At 66.1% G+C, this 18094-nt stretch carries 11 protein-coding genes and 1 pseudogene; 7 read left to right on the forward strand and 5 right to left on the reverse strand.

Features of this window, described 5'->3' with window-relative positions; translation table 11 throughout:
• Positions 1-15: 15 nt before the first annotated feature.
• The 6 genes and pseudogenes from NFR93_RS02645 to NFR93_RS02665 all read left to right on the forward strand — a co-directional run bounded on the left by NFR93_RS02645 (position 16) and on the right by NFR93_RS02665 (position 7576).
• Complete coding sequence (locus NFR93_RS02645) at positions 16-1530, forward strand: proton-conducting transporter transmembrane domain-containing protein (protein WP_155947952.1); 1515 nt, start codon at positions 16-18, stop codon at positions 1528-1530.
• Positions 1530-3878: pseudogene (locus NFR93_RS02650) on the forward strand (DUF2309 domain-containing protein); the annotation flags it as partial. The gene NFR93_RS02645 and the pseudogene NFR93_RS02650, both read left to right, overlap by 1 nt.
• A gap of 130 nt (positions 3879-4008) precedes the next feature.
• Positions 4009-4308, forward strand: a complete 300-nt coding sequence (locus NFR93_RS16095) for a P-II family nitrogen regulator (RefSeq protein WP_502846248.1) — start codon at positions 4009-4011, stop codon at positions 4306-4308.
• Positions 4305-5147 (forward strand): DUF6671 family protein, encoded by an 843-nt coding sequence (locus NFR93_RS02655; RefSeq protein WP_251449792.1) that lies wholly within the window; start codon positions 4305-4307, stop codon positions 5145-5147. Before NFR93_RS16095 ends, NFR93_RS02655 begins: the two co-directional genes overlap by 4 nt.
• Before the next feature lie 613 nt (positions 5148-5760).
• A complete protein-coding gene (locus tag NFR93_RS02660) occupies positions 5761-6603 on the forward strand; it encodes a universal stress protein (protein WP_251449794.1) in 843 nt (280 codons plus the stop codon).
• Positions 6604-6736: 133 nt separating this feature from the next.
• Positions 6737-7576, forward strand: coding sequence for a universal stress protein (locus NFR93_RS02665; RefSeq protein WP_028495564.1), 840 nt, complete (start codon positions 6737-6739; stop codon positions 7574-7576).
• A 190-nt stretch (positions 7577-7766) separates the two neighbouring features.
• On the opposite strand, the gene NFR93_RS02670 is transcribed toward NFR93_RS02665, so the two are convergent.
• From NFR93_RS02670 to NFR93_RS02695, 5 genes are all read right to left on the reverse strand, one after another.
• Positions 7767-8030, reverse strand: a complete 264-nt coding sequence (locus NFR93_RS02670; protein ID WP_028495563.1) for a hypothetical protein — start codon at positions 8028-8030, stop codon at positions 7767-7769.
• Positions 8031-8169: 139 nt separating this feature from the next.
• Positions 8170-10956 carry a cation-translocating P-type ATPase gene (locus tag NFR93_RS02675; RefSeq protein WP_251449796.1) on the reverse strand — a complete coding sequence of 929 codons (2787 nt, stop codon included), beginning with the start codon at positions 10954-10956 and terminating at the stop codon, positions 8170-8172.
• Positions 10957-11403: 447 nt separating this feature from the next.
• The gene (locus NFR93_RS02680) at positions 11404-13215 is read right to left on the reverse strand and encodes an SLC13 family permease (RefSeq protein WP_028495562.1); all 1812 of its coding nucleotides are present in this window, start codon (positions 13213-13215) and stop codon (positions 11404-11406) included.
• A gap of 421 nt (positions 13216-13636) precedes the next feature.
• Positions 13637-14194: a PDDEXK nuclease domain-containing protein gene (locus NFR93_RS02690; protein ID WP_051526156.1), complete on the reverse strand. Its 558-nt coding sequence runs from the start codon at positions 14192-14194 to the stop codon at positions 13637-13639.
• Between the two features lie 116 nt (positions 14195-14310).
• Positions 14311-15177 (reverse strand): alpha/beta hydrolase family protein, encoded by an 867-nt coding sequence (locus NFR93_RS02695; RefSeq protein WP_251449798.1) that lies wholly within the window; start codon positions 15175-15177, stop codon positions 14311-14313.
• Positions 15178-15306: 129 nt separating this feature from the next.
• Here NFR93_RS02695 and NFR93_RS02700 point away from each other — a divergent pair, with 129 nt between their 5' ends.
• Complete coding sequence (locus tag NFR93_RS02700) at positions 15307-17949, forward strand: CFI-box-CTERM domain-containing protein (protein WP_251449800.1); 2643 nt, start codon at positions 15307-15309, stop codon at positions 17947-17949.
• Positions 17950-18094 lie beyond the last annotated feature (145 nt).

An 18094-nucleotide genomic window follows, 5' to 3' on the forward strand; every position in this document is an offset into this window, starting at 1 on the left:
TGGTTGATGGGGAGTGTGGTCTTCACGATCGCGATAGCGGCACCGTGGGTCGGTGTCGTGGTCGCCGCCTTGCTCCCGGCATCGGCCGGGACCGTGGCGCGGGCCGCTGCATGGGCGACGGGAACAGGCGCCCTCGCTGCTATCGCCGCCCGGCTGCTGGCGGTACTAGCTGGGCAGCAGCCGCCGTCCGGGGGCCTCTGGGCCGGCGACGCGGTGGCGGTGCTGATGCTGACGCTGGTCTTGTGGTTGAGCGCGGTGATCCAGATGTTCGCGCTCCGCTACCTGCGCGGCGACCTACGGCAACGATGGTTCGCAGTGTGGGCGAACGCGTTGACGGGCAGCACCGTGGTGATGGTGTGTGCGGGGACGGTGGTCACCTTCACCATCGGCTGGATCGCGGCGGGCGTTTCCCTGGTCTTCCTGTTGCACACCTATGGGTCGCTGCCACAGGCCCGTCAAGGGGTCCGGCGGACTGGGCTGAGCTTCCTGATCGCGGACGCCCCCCTGGTGGTGGCGGTGTTGGTCCTGACGCTGGCCGCCGGGAGAGATATTCGCCTCGCAGAGGTGGGATCGGTGTCAGCGACACTGCCGGAGGGCATCGTCGTCGCGGTGGCTCTGCTGTTGGTGGTCGCGGCACTTGGCCGGTCCGCCCAGATCCCCTTCCACCGGTGGCTTCCCGCGACACTGTCGGCCCCGACCCCCGTCTCTGCGCTGCTGCACGCCGGGGTCGTGAACGCCGGCGCCATCCTGGTCATCCGGTTCTCCCCGCTGATCGCGCCCGTGGCTGCGGCGATGCTGGTCATCTTCGCAGCCGGCGCGGCGACGCTGGTGTACGCCACGGCGGTTCGGCTGGTCAAACCTGACGTGAAGGGCCGGCTGGTGTTCTCCACCGCCGGTCAAATGGGCTTCATGATGATGGCTGTCGGGCTGGGCGCGTTCGCTGCGGCCATCTTCCACCTGATCGCCCACGCGCTTTACAAGTCCGCCCTGTTCCTTTCCGCCGGCACCGGAGTGGCCAACCACGCCGAGCAGCGGACCTGGCCCGCCCCGGAACCATCCCCCCGCTCCCGAACGGTCGCAGCGGTCCTGCTCGCCACCGCCCTGCCTGTGGCGGTGCTCGTGGCAGCGAAGGGAATGCTCGCCCCCCAGGCAACCCCCGCGAGCCTGGCCCTGCTCGGATTCGTCGCCTTTACCGCCGCCGTTGCCGTCGCAGCCGGGCTGCGCCGCTCGATGACAGCGGCCACTCTCACGGCCGCGGCGATCGGACTCACTGTCCTGGGATTCTCGTACGTCGCCTTCCTCGGCATTTTCGAACACCTGATCACTCCCGCTGCGTCAATCCAGCCGGCATCGCCTTGGTGGCTGCTGATCCCTGCCGCCCTATTGCTTGGTCTGGAGCTGCTCGTTAACTCCCCGCGCACGGCCAGCCGGATGCACAGCGCCCTGTATGCGCGGACCCTCGCCGAATCGACGGTCTCCGCGCCCACCCGGATCGGCCCTGCCCGTGCCCGTCAGAAGGAGGCCGTGTGATGAGTCTGCTGGTCCAGGCCCATGTCGCCCAAGCCGCCCACGACGTCATGGCCAGCTGGCCGATCGGATCGTTCATCGCGCTCAACCCGCTCGCTGCACACGAGAGCACCCGATTCGAGAACATCGCCGAACCCGGAGTCGCGCTCACCCAGACTCTCCCGCGGTACCACGCCCAGTTCGCGTCAGGCCGCATCACGCGCGCCGACCTGATCACCGCTCTGCGGGAGCGGATCGGGGAACTCGCCGGGCTACCTGTCATCGAGCTCGGCGGGATGGCCTGGTCGGCAGAAGAGATCCTGGTCGCGGAATTGCTCCGTCCCGACACCCGCCCGCCGACTCCGAGGACATCGCCGCCGGCGGATCCGCTCGAGCAGCACATCACAAAGTGGGTGGCCGCATTCGTGGACCCCGACCCGCAGTGGCCGATACCCGGACGGCAGCACGGGTTCTACCGCGCCTGGCACGCCCTGGCCGTCCACGACCCGCACCTGACCAGGCTGGCACGACGGCGGATCCGCTCCCTCCCCGACCGGGCTCTGCCCGCGCTGACGGCAACCCTCACTCATCTCGGGGTCGGAGACACGACCACCGTGGAGACCCTCACAGCAGAGCTGGCTGCGCTTCCGGGGTGGACCAGCTACCTGAAATGGCGGTCCGAGCACAACAGCGACATCGACTTGACCGAATATCTCGCCGTCCGCCTCGCCCTCCGCCATGCCCTCGACCTGCCCCTGTCACCCTCCGCGGCCCACCCCACACCGGCAGGCGAGGAGACCCCAGCCCCGGGGAGGGAATTGTGGGAGCGCGCCGAACAGATCTCCGCCACCCTGGCGACCGCGCCCACCCGTGCCGAGGTGGCGATGGTGGCCCGGATCCTGATCCTGCATGCCCCTACCGATCATCCGTTCACCTGGCAAGCCGCCTACGACGGCCACTATCGGGCCGCATTGCTTCAGTCGATCACCCAGAGCAGCACCGCACCGGACCGGCCGGCGGTGCAGGTGGTGATGTGTATCGACCCGCGCTCCGAAGGGGTACGCCGTCACTTGGAAACGCAACCGGGGGTGGAGACGCTCGGCTTCGCCGGGTTCTTCGGCGTCCCCGTCCGGTTCACGTCCCACCAGGGCCGCGGGGCGGTGGACTCGCTTCCCGCCCTGTTGCGTCCCCGCCACGCCGTCACCGAATCACCCACGAGCCCCCAACGCGCCCACCGACGCGGCCAGGGGCTCCGATTCATCGACGCCGCCGCACACGCCCTGCACACCACCGAGAACGCAACAGCGACCCCGTTCGCGCTGGCCGAAACCGCAGGCTGGTTCTACGGCGCCGCCACCTTCACCCGCACCCTCACCCCCGGCCTGCACCACACCCTCACCCGCACGTGGCGGACCCTCATCGCGCCGCCCTCCTCCAGCGAGGTCACCGTTTCGGATGCCTTCAGCCTCGAAGAGCGTGCGACGCTGGCCGAAGCTGCGGTCACGATGATGGGACTGCACCAGTTCGCGCCGCTCATCGTCCTCACCGGACACGGATCCACCAGCACCAACAACCTCTACCAATCAGCGTTGGACTGCGGCGCCTGCGGCGGAAACCCAGGCGCAGTCAACGCCCGAGCAGCCGCAGCGATCTTCAACGACCCCACCGTCCGGGCAGCGCTCGCCCCCCGCGGGATCACAATCCCGCAGGACACCATCTTCGTCGCCGCACTGCACAACACCGTCGCCGACACCATCACCGTGCTGGACCCGCACCTGGTCCCGAGCACCCACGCCGCCGAACTGGCCAAGTTCAGCACGCGCGCACGTGACGCCGCCGATCTCCTCGTCCGCGAGCGAGCCACTGGCCTCCCCGGCGCACACCCGCACCAGTCCCTGGCGCGGCTGAGAGCCCGCGCACACGACTGGGCAGAGGTCTACCCAGAGCTGGGACTGGCCGGCAACGCCGCCATGATCATCGGACCCCGGGAAATGACCGCCAGTGTGAACCTGCATCGCCGGGTGTTCCTGCATTCCTACCGCGCCGAGATGGACCCCGGCGGGACGGGGCTGGAAACCATCCTGACCGCCCCGATGATCGTGGCGCAGTGGATCAACCACCAGTACTACTTCTCCACCCTCAACCCCGACCTGCTCTCCGCCGGCACCAAAACCATCCACAACGCCATCGGCGGCATCGGCGTCCTCGCCGGCCACAGCGGCGACCTGCGCCGCGGACTGCCCTGGCAATCCGTCGCCGTCGGCGACAACTACCTGCACGAACCGTTGCGCCTGAGCGTGATCATCCAAGCCCCGCTGGAAAGGATCGGCGACATCATCTCCGGCAACCAGGTCCTGCGCGGCCTGTTCGACAACGACTGGATCACCCTCACTGCCCGCCCTCCCCCAACACCCCCTGGCACCGGTACACCCGCTACGGCTGGTCGAGCCCACCCGCCCACACACACAACAAGGAGAACCGCTCATGCACGGACTGACCCAAATGACGAAGGTGGAGTTCGTCGTCCCCGGCCGCGACGCCCCCTCGGTCCGCGCCCTGATCACCGCTGCCGGCGCCACCGGTTACACCGCCGTCTCCGGCGTCTCCGGCATCGGCCACCACGGCCAACACTCCGGTGCGCTGCTGTTCAACGACTACGACACCCTCACCATGCTGATCACCGTCCTCCCCACCGACCGCGCCGAAGAGCTCATCACCGCAGCACGGGAATTGTTCACCAGCTGCAGCGGCGTCATGTTCGCCACCGACACCTACGTCAGCCGACCTGACTACTTCCAATGACACCCACCCCGCACCCCTACCGCGGTGCCGTCATCGCGTTCGCCACCATGCACGGCAAAGAACATCTCGCCCGTGGCCCGTTCCACACAATCCTCGGCGCCACAGTTCTCGGCGTGGCCGGAATCGACACTGACCAGTTCGGAACCTTCGCCGGCGACATTCCTCGCACCCTCCCCCCACGAGAAACCGCGCGCGCCAAAGCGCGCCTCGGAATCCGCACCGCAGGCCTCACAGCAGGCTTGGCCAGCGAAGGCAGCTTCACCACCGAATACGGGTGGAGTACCCGACACAACGAACTCGTCCTCTTCCTCGACGAGGACCGCGGGATCGAGGTTGTCGAATCCCGCACCGCCAGCTTCCCCCTGCCCCCGGGCCGGCACATCCTCACCAGCGCGCAAGCCCTCTCCTACGCCACCAGCCTCGGCTTTCCCCACCAAGGCGTCATCGTGCAAGCCCACCACGACCACGGATCCCACGCCCACAAAGACACCCACAGCCCGGCCGAACTTGAGATCACCGTCAACCGGCTCCTCGACCAGAACGTGCCCGTGTCGGTGCTGCCGGACTATCGTGCGCATCGCTCACCCGCCCGCGCCGACATCCTCCGAGATCTCTGCTCCCGCATGGCCAGGCGCCTCTCCACCCCTTGCCCCGGCTGCCGCAGCCCCGGATACGGGCGAGTAAAGACCATCCCCGGACTCCCCTGCGGCACGTGCGGTCAACCCACGCATCTGCCCGCCGCCGACATCCACGCCTGCAGCACCTGCGACACCACCCACACCCGACCACGCACCTCAACCCTCGCCGACCCGCAATGGTGCGAGACCTGCAATCCTTGACCACCTCGCAGCCCAACCTCGATCCCGCCGGCCGTGCTCGACCGGAACAGCTGGAGGCCCCGCCAACAGGACCTCCGGCCCTACGTGCGCCGGGCTGGCCCCCGGATAGTAGAAGAAGGAGGCAGAGACCCATGAGCACTGCACACGGACAACCCCTCCGATCGCGTTCTGAAGATGGCTGTCCGACTCGTCCCATGGATGCCGGGGCCGTCGTGCTGTTGACCGGAGAGAGCGAACCGCCGGAGACCGTTCGGGACGCCTGGGCTGGCGCTGCTCGCACAAGCGGTGGCGTCCGTATCATTCGCGTCGTCGAAGACCGAGCATGGGAGACCATCGCCGAACGGAATTGCCACGCCTCCCAGGCCAGGGAGCAGCTTTGCCGGCTGGTCGGCGAGATTCGCGCGAAGGATCCGTCCACTCGTGTCTCGGGTCAGCTCCACAGAGGCCCGCTGCACACAGTGCTCCGCAGCCTCGGCGGCGCCCCGATTCTTCATTTCGACCGCGCAGCAGCCTCTTTGTCCAGCCCGGAGCCCGACGTGACGGAGGATGCGGCGTCGGGCCGATCTGCCGTTGACGCAGGGCTGAGAACCCGTTCGATGAGAAGGAGTGCAACATGAATGAGAAGTTGGTTGTCGGTGTGACGGATGCGTCTGCGTCTCGTCGGGCCGTGGACTGGGCCGTGGAGAGAGCTGCAGCGCGTGGTGACCGGCTCGAGCTGGTATCGATCATCGGCCGCGCGAAAGGTGTCCGCGGGGAGGGACCAGTCATCGAGGAGGCCCTCCAGCTCACACGAAGCCTTCTCGATCGGGAGGCTGAGCGCGTCCGAGCGCACGGCGTGCCCGTCGAGACGCGGATCGGGCGGGGCAAACCGGTGGAACAGCTCATCGACGCCTCCAAGGGAGCTGCTCTGCTGGTCATCGGAAGCGACTACCGCGGCCCAGAGACCGGGCCAGCGCGCGGCCCGCACGGGATCCGCATCACCGCCGGTGCACACTGTCCGGTCGCCGTCGTACCCGACCTGGACCTGACTGGCAGAACCGGGGTCGTCGTCGGCATCGACGGAGCAGATGTGTCCGAGGCCGCCATCGCGTTCGCCGCCGCCGAGGCGGACCGGTCCGCAGAGGTGCTCACCGCCGTCAGCGCTTGGTCGCCAGTCGCCATCCCACTCGGGGTACGTTCCTACCCCGAGAACTACCTGACGAACATGCAACAGTTGACCGAAGAGTCCCTGGCCATATCGATCGCGGGCATCGCGCAAATGTACCCCGACCTGGACGTGCGACGGGTTGTGGAAAGCAGTCACGGTGCGGATCTGGTGATAAATCGCATCGCATCACGTGCGCGGCTCACCGTCATCGGGTCACATGGTCGCGGTCGGGTCGCGCGTTTCATCCTCGGCTCCACAAGCCAGCAGGTCCTCAACCGACTCGCCACGACGACCGTGGTCGTGAGATGACCAGTCCGATCAGTGATCGGGGCAGTCAAATCGCCCACCACAACCCTGACCAGACGGAGGGCCACGGTGTCGTGGTCGTCACGTTCACCTTGCAGTTGGACGAGCGTTCGTCCTCGAGTAGAAGGAGTGCAACATGAATGAGAAGTTGGTTGTCGGTGTGACGGATGCGTCTGCGTCTCGTCGGGCCGTGGACTGGGCCGTGGAGAGAGCTGCAGCGCGTGGTGACCGGCTCGAGCTGGTATCGATCATCGGCCGCGCGAAAGGTGTCCGCGGGGAGGGACCAGTCATCGAGGAGGCCCTCCAGCTCACACGAAGCCTTCTCGATCGGGAGGCTGAGCGCGTCCGAGCGCACGGCGTGCCCGTCGAGACGCGGATCGGGCGGGGCAAACCGGTGGAACAGCTCATCGACGCCTCCAAGGGAGCTGCTCTGCTGGTCATCGGAAGCGACTACCGCGGCCCAGAGACCGGGCCAGCGCGCGGCCCGCACGGGATCCGCATCACCGCCGGTGCACACTGTCCGGTCGCCGTCGTACCCGACCTGGACCTGACTGGCAGAACCGGGGTCGTCGTCGGCATCGACGGAGCAGATGTGTCCGAGGCCGCCATCGCGTTCGCCGCCGCCGAGGCGGACCGGTCCGCAGAGGTGCTCACCGCCGTCAGCGCTTGGTCGCCAGTCACGGTACCTCTCGGTCTCAGGTCCTACCCCGACGACTACCTGGGCATCATGCACCGCATGGCCGCGGAAACGCTAGCCGGCTCTGTTGGTGGGCTTCCCTCGAAGTACCCGGACTTGGGACTGGAACTGGTCGTTGAACGGGGCGAACCGGCCCTCCTCATCAACCGTGTCGCGGCGCACGCGCGCCTCACCATAGTCGGATCGCACCGCCGCGGGGCGATGGCACGGTTCCTCCTCGGCTCCACCAGTGAACAGGTTCTCGCCCGGCTCGCGACAACCACCATCGTCGTGCGATGAGCGGGATCGCAAACGAGATGGCGAGGTGCTCGAGGCGCGCGAGCCGTCACGGCGGCTTGCGCAGCCTTGCCAAGAAGAGGTGGTCACGCTGTCTGTGACAACCTGAGTGGAGACCAGGGTGACGGTCTCATTCGGACCCACCTGATCGGCTGTCGGTGTGTTGTGACAACTACCTAATCTGGAGAACGATCTAGACAGAACGGTCCGCGCGGTCGGACGGGTCAGAGCCCACAAGCCACACCGCTGTGACTCGGTCCGACCCGCGGATGTCGGCTGAAAGGGACCAGGCCTCACGAAAGTTCGCGCGCGCCCAGTCGATAGTCTCAACCAGGCTGGCGCCCTCCATCTCATACACTGCGACCGCGCCATCGCCATTCAGATGGCCCCACACGCGGAACACCGCGTCATGGATCTCCTCCGTGACATCCCGCTCATCAATCAAAGTTGCGCGCATGGGTTCAGGCTATGACGTCCAGAGCTGCTGAGCAGCCTTAGTGAGCTCTAGACAAGTCCTATTGCACCTGATCAGATGAGCGTTCTCGGTTTGACGAGCCGTCAGAATCTCACGTCGACCGGTGGATACAGGCTTAGCGTCAAGCCCGATGCGTCGCGTTTCCTGCGGGCAGTGCTCCCTGCTGTCGCGGCGTGCGGTTTCCAATCCGTCGGATGACGGCCTTGGCACCTTCCATCACCACGAAAACGCCGACGGCCAGGCCAGCTGTCAGTGCCCAACTGTGGAAACCGATGGGGGTTGAGTCGAACCAGTCGTTCATGAACGGCGCGTAGGTGAACATGATCTGCAGAGCCATCAGCAGGCCGGCCGAGATCCACAGGTTGCGGTTCCCGGTAAGTACCCGAACAGTGAACGCGGAACCGTTGAGCAGACGGCAGTTCAAAAGGAAAGCGAGCTGGCCGAGGGCGAGCATCAGGACTGCGGACGTCTGCGCCACGGCGTAATCGCCGGTGCGGTCGCGCTCGAGAAGGTAAACGACGAAGGTCGCGACGCCGATGACGACCGAGGCGGTGAGGACGACGGCGATCGCCCGCGACGACAGGACCTGCTCCGTCGCTGAGCGCGGCATGCGCCGCATGATGCCTGGCTCTGCGGGCTCTCTCGCCAAGGTCAACGACAACGTGAGCGCGGTGACCAAGTTGATCCAAAGGATTTGCACCGGGGAAAGCGGCAGAGCAATCCCCGCCAGGACCGCAGCGATGATCACAAGGGCCTGCGCGCCGTTGGTTGGCAACAGGAAGACTACGGACTTGCGGATGTTGTCATAGATCCGCCGGCCTTCCTCGACAGCGCGTTCGATAGTCGCGAAGTTGTCGTCGGCGAGAACGATGTCCGCCGCTTCCTTGGTCGCTTCGGTTCCCTTGATGCCCATGGCCACGCCAACGTCCGCGAGCGTGATCGAAGGGGCGTCGTTGACGCCGTCGCCGGTCATGGCGACGACCTCGCCGTGAGACTGCAGGGCGCGCACGATCCGCAGCTTGTGCTCCGGGGAGGTACGAGCGTAAACGTCCACGTCACGTACGACCCGGCGGAGTTCGTCGTCGTCCATCGCTTGGAGGTCGGCGCCGGTCAGGGCGAGAACTTCGCCCTCCGCTGGGGCGATGCCCAGCTCACGGGCGATCGCCGTCGCAGTCCCGCGGTGGTCGCCGGTGATCATCTTCACGCGGATACCTGCAGCGTGGGCCTCGGCGATCGCCGCAGTTGCCTCGGGGCGTGGTGGGTCGACGATGCCGATGATGCCGAGGAAAGTCAGGCCGCCATCGAGGTCGCCCAGCGCGATATTGTCGACACCGTCGGCCGGGCGTGTGGCTGCGGCCAGCACGCGCAGTCCTTTGGCCGAGAGTGCGTCGATCCGCTCCTCCCACGCCGCCCGGTTGAGCGGTGCGGTGCCGCCGTCGGCAGAGCGCTCGGTGTCGGCTCGGTCGAGAAGGCGGTCCGGGGCGCCGACCACGTGGACGAATCGGGTCACGCCGTCGGGGGTTGAGCCGGTCGGGAGCTCGTCGAGGGTGGCTGCGAACTTGTGGGTTGACTCGAACGGCACCGCGCCGACGCGGGTCACGGCGCCGGTGGCTGCGCCGGCTTTCGCCGCCAGGACGTCGAGGGCTCCCTCGGTCGGCACGCCGACAACCCGCCAGCGGTCTTCCGTCTGTTCGACATGGGCGTCGTTGGTGAGACCGGCGGCCAGCACGAGATCGGAGAGGTCGGGGTGGACGGCGAGGTCGGCGGTCTGGCCGTCGGAGTTGACGACCCGACCCACGGGGTCATAGCCGGTGCCCTCGACTGTGTATGTGCTTACTGCCGTGACGACCGTCCGGGCGGTCATCTCGTTCTGAGTGAGCGTCCCAGTCTTGTCAGAGCAGATGGTCGTCGTGCAGCCGAGGGTCTCAACCGCCTCCATCTTGCGTGTGATTGCGTGGCGTTTAGCCATCTGCTGCACGCCGAGCGCTAGCGTGATCGTCACCAGGGCGGGCAGTCCCTCTGGCACCGCAGCCACGGCGAACCCGATGGCCGCCGAGATGAGCTCATCAACATCCAGGCCGTGCACGAACCAGCCGACGAGCAACATGACAACGGCGAGCACGCCGATGAGGATCGACAGCTGCTTACCCAGGTGGGCGAGCTGTCGGGCGAGCGGGGTGTCCATCTGGTCCTGCTCGGACACGAGCACCGAGATACGGCCGATCTCAGTGTCCCGCCCCGTAGCCACCACCACGCCCTCGCCGTTGCCCGCGGTGACGATCGTCCCTGAGAAGAGCATCGACGTTCGGTCCCCGATGCCCGCATCCGCAGCCACGATCTCATCGCTCTTGTCGGCGGCCACCGACTCGCCTGTCAACGCAGACTCGTCGATCTGCAGCCGCCCGGAGGTTAACAGCCGGACGTCCGCCGGCACCCGGTCGCCGCTACGAACGCGGACGACGTCACCGACGACGATGGTCGCGGAGTCGACCACTCCCCAGGTCCCGTCGCGCCGTACCTGCGCGCTCAACGACTGCATCTTGCGCAATCCCGCGAGCGCCGACGCCGCACGACCTTCCTGGATGAAGCCGATCAGCCCAGTAGCCACGATCACAACAGCGATCACGGTGAAGTCGACCCAGTCACCCCTAATCGCCTTCAGCACGGCCGCCACGATGAGGATGTAGATCAAAACGTCAGCGTAGTGGGCCAGCAGACGCTTGAAGACGGACGGCTCGGGCGGAGTCGGCAATTCGTTGCGACCGTCGCGCGCGAGACGGGATTCGGACTCGCCTTCCGTCAGGCCTTCTGGCCCGCTAGCGACAGCGCGCAACACCTCCCCCCCAGTGATGGCCCAGGACGCTGCGGGCGCCTCGGCGCGGGAGCGGTCGGTCTCAGAAATATTCATCTGGCGTGCTCCTTGGCAGGGTGCGGTTACGCATGATCGCCCGTCCAGCGCACGCTGCGCTACCGCAGTGAGCGAGCGACTGCACTGCTGTCGGCCTCCAGCTCATTTTTGCTTTGTGACCTGTGCGCCGCCGACGCGATTGCAATCCCCTGATTGTAGACACCCGTTTCGATAATCACAATGCGTCCGTCAGAGGCAATTCGGTGCGTCACGCAAAGAAGCGTGCTGGAGTGCAACGAGGTCGTCGCCAGCGCTCTGAATCCGGCGTTGCGGGCTTCCCGAGTGCATACGCACTTCGATCCGGTCTCGCGCGCCGCCAGTTCGGAACGCCGTCATCCTTGCGCGAGGTTGAGAAGTGAAGTCGCTGAACCCGTCGGTGGGCGGCGTCACTTTTTTGGCGGGTGAAACCGTGACGGGGTGCACTCCTCGGCGGGCGCGTGGTGTCGGTCAGAAGGGGAGGACGAGGGGCACCATGAACACGCTGACGAGGAGGACGACGATGGTGAAGGGTGCTCCGACTTTGAAGAAGTCGAGAAAGCTGTAGCGGCCGGGTTCGACCACGAGGGTGTTCACCGGCGAAGACACGGGTGTCATGAACGCGGCGGAAGCCGCCAGAGCGACAACCATCGCGAACGGATAGGGCGAGACCCCCAGCTGTGTTGCGATGCCGATCGCAATCGGACCCATCAGCACGGCCGTCGCAGTGTTCGACACGAAGAGCCCGATGACGGCGGTCAGCACGAAGACGCCGCCAAGCAGGATCGTCGGGTTCGCGTCGCCGAGCCCGCCGAGCAGGCCATCGACGACGAGGTCCACGCCGCCGGTGCGCTGAAGGGCGAGCGCGAACGGCAGCATTCCGACGATGAGCAGGATCGTCGGCCAGTGGATCGATCGGTAGGCGCTGGGCATGTTGACACAGCGGAAGAGCCCCATCAGCAGGCACGCGATGAGCGCGGCGATCACGTTGGGGACGATGCCTGTCATCATCAGCGCAACCATCACGAGCACCGCGCCGATCGCAAAGGGGGCCTGGTTGGCGGCGGGGGCCACTTCCTTCACTTCGGCCGGGAGGTCGAGCATGATGAAATCCTGGCGCTGCGCCTGGAGCCGGTGGATGGAATCCCAGCCGCCGGCGACGAGCAGTGTGTCGCCGGCGGCGAGGCGGATCACGGGGAATGCCGGCCCGGCGGCCTCGCGCCGATGACGGACGCCAAGCACGACGAGATCGTGCTTCTCCCGGAACCGGATGCTCCGCACGCTGAGGCCGCGCGCGGACGAGTCTGGCGCGATCATGACCTCGGCCATACCCACCTGACGTGAGTACGATTCGAAGAAGTCGGGTGTCAATGCCAGCTCTTCGAGCCGGAGACGACGTCTCTCCGCGCTGGGCACCTCCAGGTCCACCACCACGATGTCGCCCTCCGTGAGGATCGTGTCGTCGTCGGAGGTGCGTACGGTCTTACGCCAAAGGCGGGTGCGCTCGAGCACCAGGACTCCGACCATCGCGCCGCCGCCGAACTCGGCATCCGCCAGTCGTTGGCCGATCAGCGGCGATCCTGCATTGATTCGATATCGGCGGGTGCGGGCGTCCACACCGTAGTCGAGGATCAGGCTCCCGAAGGAGGTGCGCGAACCGGCATCCGCGATCGCCTCCGCGCCGAGGAACCGACGAGCGACCAGCATGTAGCCGATGCCCAGGGCGAGGATGACAAGCCCGAACGGGGTGGGGGCGAAGAAGCCGAAACCGCTCAGACCGTGCCGCCGCAGCTCAGCGTCGATCACTAGGTTCGGCGTCGTGGCGATCAGCGTAAGCATGCCACTGATGAGACCGGCGAAGCTGATCGGCATCAACAGCTGCCTGACCGAGATGCCCGTTCGGGATGCCACGCTCAACGCGACCGGAATGAAGATCGCGACGACGCCCGTCGAGCTCATCACCGCGCCGAGCAGCGCGACGCAGAGCATGAGCAGCACGATCACCCGCGTCGCACTCGCACCCGCCGTACGCGCCAGCCAATCCCCGAGCCGGTACGTGACCCCCGTGCGGGAGAGCCCCTCACCCACGACAAAGAGCGCGGCGATCAGCACGACGTTCGGATCGGCGAAACCCGCGAGAGTCTCCGGGACGGAGAGAATGCCGGTCAACGGCAGCGCGACGATCATCAATAGCGCAACCACATCCATGCGCGGCCGGCCGATCGCGAACATCACGATCGCCGCGATCAGAAGTGCGAGGACCACCGCCAGCTCCAGGTTCACGCCGTCCTCCCTCCCTCAGGAGACTCCTGAAGCGTACCCACCTTCGGCTGGCGATGATGATTCGGCTACCGTGCCAACGCCGCCGCACGGGTGATGGACATCCTGGCGCTGTAAGACGTCGCCGAACTCCTGCTGAAGCCGCTGTTCGGATCCCTGTCGGATCGGATCGGGGCCAAACCCGTGATCGTCGGCGGTCTCCTCGCGTTTGCGGGACTGTCGCCGTTCGGGCTTGGCGCTGACAACACCATCATGCTGGCGGTTGCACGACTGGGGGCAGGGCGCCGCCACCGCAGCGTTCTCGCCAGCGTCGTCTGCCACGGTTGCCCGCCTGGCCGGCGCTGGTCGCACGGGGCGCTACTTCGGTCGCTATGGGTCGTGGAAGAGCCTCGGCTACACGCTCGGACCATTGCTCGCTGGGCGACTAATCGGCGTTGGCGGGCTGCCTTCTAGGTTGGCGTCCTGGCGGTTCTGGCAGAAGCAAATGCGATCTGGGTCGCTGTCCCTCCACAAGCTCCACATAGGAGCCGAGCTGGCCGGCATACTCCGGCTTGAACTTACCTGCCTTGAGCTCCACTACGACGTAGCGCAGCTGTTCGAGATGGAAGAACAGCAGGTCGACGAAGAACTCATCGCCGTCCACGTCGAACGGGACCTGCCGGCCGACGAAGCTGAATCCGCTGCCCAACTCTCCGAGGGTCTTTATGGCGCGTTCCACCAGCGCCTGCTCGAGTTCCCGCTCCGCGTGGCCCGGCTCGATGCGAAGGAAGTCGAAGACGTACGGATCCTTCGTGATCTGCTGCGCGAGCTCGGACGCACCCGGGTCCAGGATGCGATCGAAGTTCGTCGGCGCCCCGCCGAACCGCAGGTGAGCGGTGGTCTTGATGGGGTGCTCGAGCGTGGCACCGGTCCATCCGTGCGTCAGGGTTTGGCCGGCGTACCAGTCCCGCAGTTCGGGACCGAGGAGCTTGTCCAGGAGCACGGTGATGTTGCCCTACGGCAATTGCGCAACAGGCTGTTGCGCAATCTCGGTAGGTCCTGGCCCGGTCCGGGCAAAAGAGGGCTACACCACGCTAAGGGGCACTACTCCAGCATCAGTCAGTTTGTAACCTCGGCGATAAGCCAGGCAGCAACAGTGGACCGCCAACGCTCTTGGTCAGAGTTCCACGTCATCGTGTGATCCGCGTCGAAGACTTCGAGATGAACGAGATCTGGACGCAGCGCTGCAAGCCTGCGAGAGACGGCTGGCGGCGCCGAGTCGTCATCCGCTCCGTGGCAGATCAGCGTAGGTACTGCCAGCTCCTGCGCGCGCGAGATCCAGTTGAGATCCCCGAGAGGGATACTGCCAGGCAGGCCGACTGCGCGTGCGAGCAAAGGCGATATGAGCCACGGGAGCGCAAGGAGCCCCGCCGCGGCAGGCAGCCCGGCGCGAGCGCAGTTCGCCTTGATCGTCGCTACCCAGTCGAGAACGGGCGACTCAAGGACGAGCCCGGCTATCAGCCTCCTGTAACGCGGCCCCGCAGCGAGTTGGAGCGCGACCTGTGCTCCCATCGACCAACCGAAGAGAACGACCTGACGCGCGCCCTGATTGATGGCGTACCGGATCGCAGCGTCCACGTCGTCGACTTCGGTGGCGCCGAGGGTTGACCGACCAGTTCCGCGTCTCGGGCCCTCGCCATCGTTCCTGTAGCTGACGACGAGGGACGTGTAGCCCAGTTCGGTGGTGACTCGCACACCTCGCAGCGTTCCGGCTCGCGGGCTGCCGAGCCCATGGATGTGGATAGCCCACCTCGTTGACTGCGAGTCGCTGCCATCGATGCGCCACGCTGGCGCAGGCCCCGACGGAGTGGGGATGGCGATGTCGTATGCGCTGAGGCCCGCATCGATGGGCGTCAGGAAGTAGATGCCGCTCCACGAGGCGCGCTCTTCGGCTAGCGGTGTGAAGCCCGGTGCGGTTGCCGTCACTCGACGCGCGATGCGCCCAGGCCTACGCGGCCGGGCCGGGTCGATTCCGCTTCGGGCAAGCGTATTCGTTGGGCGCGACAGTCGCATGAAAGGCCGGGGCAGCGTTAGCGGGATCGATATGCTCACCGCATGGTTGATCGACCCGCGCGTCCTCCGAGAACCGTCACCGCGATTGCCCTCGGGGATCAGCATGGACTCGCGCTCCTTGATGACGGGACGATCAGGACCTGGGGAAACGCGTACAAGCCCAGGCATGATCTGGATGAGGTCGTTGCGATTTCCGCCGGTTCGGTGCACAGCCTCGCGCTATTGCGCGACGGCACTGTCGCGGGCTGGGGGCATAGCGGTGCTGGCCAAGCCGATGTGCCTGAAAGCCTCAGCGGTGTCGTCGCGATCGCCGCTGGCGGGCGCCACAGCCTGGCACTACGCCGCGACGGAACCGTTGTGGGCTGGGGTGCGAACGATGATGGCCAATCTGAGCCCCCATACTTCCTGCGCGACGTAACAGCGATTGCGGCCGGGGGGTGGCACAGCCTTGCACTCCGCAGCGACGGAAGCGTCGTTGCGTGGGGACATCCCGACTCCGACCAACGCCACGTCCCGTTCGGCCTCAGCGGCGTCATCGCCATTTCGGCCGGATACGAGAACAGCTCCGCGATCCTCGCCGATGGCTGGGTCATCGACTGGGGAAATGACCATGCGTTTATTGGAGTCCCGGACAGCTTTCGCAATGTCAAATCGATCACCTACGGCTGGAAGCATCGACTCGCGATCCTGGACGACGGCACAGTCGTCTCCGACGGTGGCTGGGCGGGCGGATTCCCGGTTCCGGCCGACCTCGAAAACGTGGTTGCGATCGCCGGCGCCACGATGGAGGGGAGCCATAACTCCTTTGTTGCGTTGACTAGCAGCGGCACGATCGTTGTGCTCAAGAGCCCGAGTATCGATTACATGGCCCAGCAGAACTCCGAGATGGGTCTCTCTGCTCGGCGATGGCCTGCGCTCGAGGTGCCGGCCGATCTCACCGGAGCTGAGGCAAACGATCAACTCGACTCGCCGCAAGGCGAGACCACCTCGACGACGGAGTTCCGGGACGAAGGAGACCAGCGCGATGAGCCCGACGCGGCCATCACGGCGCGCTCACTCCTCCATTGGTCGGCAGTAGGCGACGAAGCCCAGGTTCGCTCCTTGCTTGACAACGGTGCCGACCTTGCCGCAGCAGCAGACGAAGACGGCGATGGCGTCCTGCGATATGCGATGGGCACCAAGAGCGCGGGACTGTTCAGTCTTCTCCTCGGTCGAGGCGCTGATGCCAATGCTCCCAGCACAGGCGCCGCGGGCGAGCCTGGGCTTACGATCCTCCATGCCGTTGCGGGCATCGACTGGGCCGAAGGGATACGACTGCTGGTCGCGAACGGCGCAGAAGTGGACTCGGCACGTGATATCGGTATCACGCCGATGATGCTCGCAGCCGGAGCAGGTTGTGACGCCAGCGTGGCCGCGCTTGCCGATCTCGGCGCGGACATTGATGCATGCGACGATGAGGGGGACTCCGTTCTCTTCTATGCCGCGTCCAAGGGTCGTCGGACCACCGTTGAGGGACTGCTTGAGCTCGGCGCGGATTGCGACACGGATCCAGGCGACTCAGGCCATACGCCGCTGACAATCGCAGCCCAGATGGCATCACCGCTCGGACAGCGGATGCCCGATGTCCCGTCGAGCGAGTTCGCACGCATCGTTGTGCAACTGCTTCGTGCCGGCGCCGATCCAGGGCCGATGTATGACGCCGGCCTCGTGTTGGTAAGGGGTGGCGAGACAGCGCCTCGAAGCGAGGTCAGCAGTCTGGTCAAGAATCACGACCATTGGGCGATCGCCTACCTGACTCCCGAAGGCCGCGCTCGAGCACCGTGGTTGGAAGCCGGGCCTCGCCGGCGAGAGACCCCTGGATCCGTGACTCTGCGCGAAGACCAGCCGGACAGCTACACATTCGCGCCCAGAGGTGGCATTCCCTACCGCGCGGACGGGCGTTTGACCGAGATGAGCGCTTTGGTGCAAGCACTCCGCACCGAGTATGACTTTCGCGGCCCCCTATCGACATCGACGGAACGGTGCCCAGCGGACTGGGATAGCCAACTCGCGGAGGCCGTAGCCAGCAAGAGGCAAGGCAACTTCTTCGACTCCGCCGCGAGGTATGTCCAGCTGTCTCGGACTTCAGGGGTCGTCTACGTTCAGCTACTCCTCGGGCTATACAAGACTGTCGCCAGCGCGGGGGACGTTGTACTTGCGTACCGACTGCTGAGTGACATCGAGCGGATCGTCGGCAACGAGTCACAGACCTCGGACCACGGCGCCCGAATGATCGACGCCGTCGAGAGCGAACACGCACTTGTTGGGTACCTCCGCGACATAAACGGGAACGCGTCGTACAAGTTGCCGCGCGCGTATCCCGAAATTCTCCGCGACTGGCGTGAGTACCAGCAGCTCGTCCGCGACACCATGGCAAAAATCAAGAAAATCGACCGTGGCGGCTGCTACATCGCAACCGCGGTCTACGGATCCTACGATGCGACCCCAGTCTTAACGCTTCGCCGATTCCGCGATCGCGTCCTCGCGCGGTCGCCGATCGGAAAGGTGGCTATCCGCATCTACTACGCAATCAGCCCACCGCTCGCTCGTCACTTTGCGGGTGCATCTGCGCTAAATCGCGGTGCGAGAACCGCTCTCGACGCGCTTGTCCGCCTGCTCGATCGGCGGGGCTACGGCTCGGAGTAATCTCACGACGTCAAGGTGCGGTCACCGTCCCCGCGGTACTCGACATGCGCACGACGGCCGGCGCCCGCAACTGGCAAGCCAGCATCCGCGTCGCTGAGCGCCGTCAGCTGCACCAAGCAGAACCCGCTCACTATTGGTCAGCTCC

The sequence above is a fragment of the Microbacterium sp. Marseille-Q6648 genome (genome assembly GCF_943181415.1).
GTDB lineage: Bacteria > Actinomycetota > Actinomycetes > Actinomycetales > Microbacteriaceae > Microbacterium.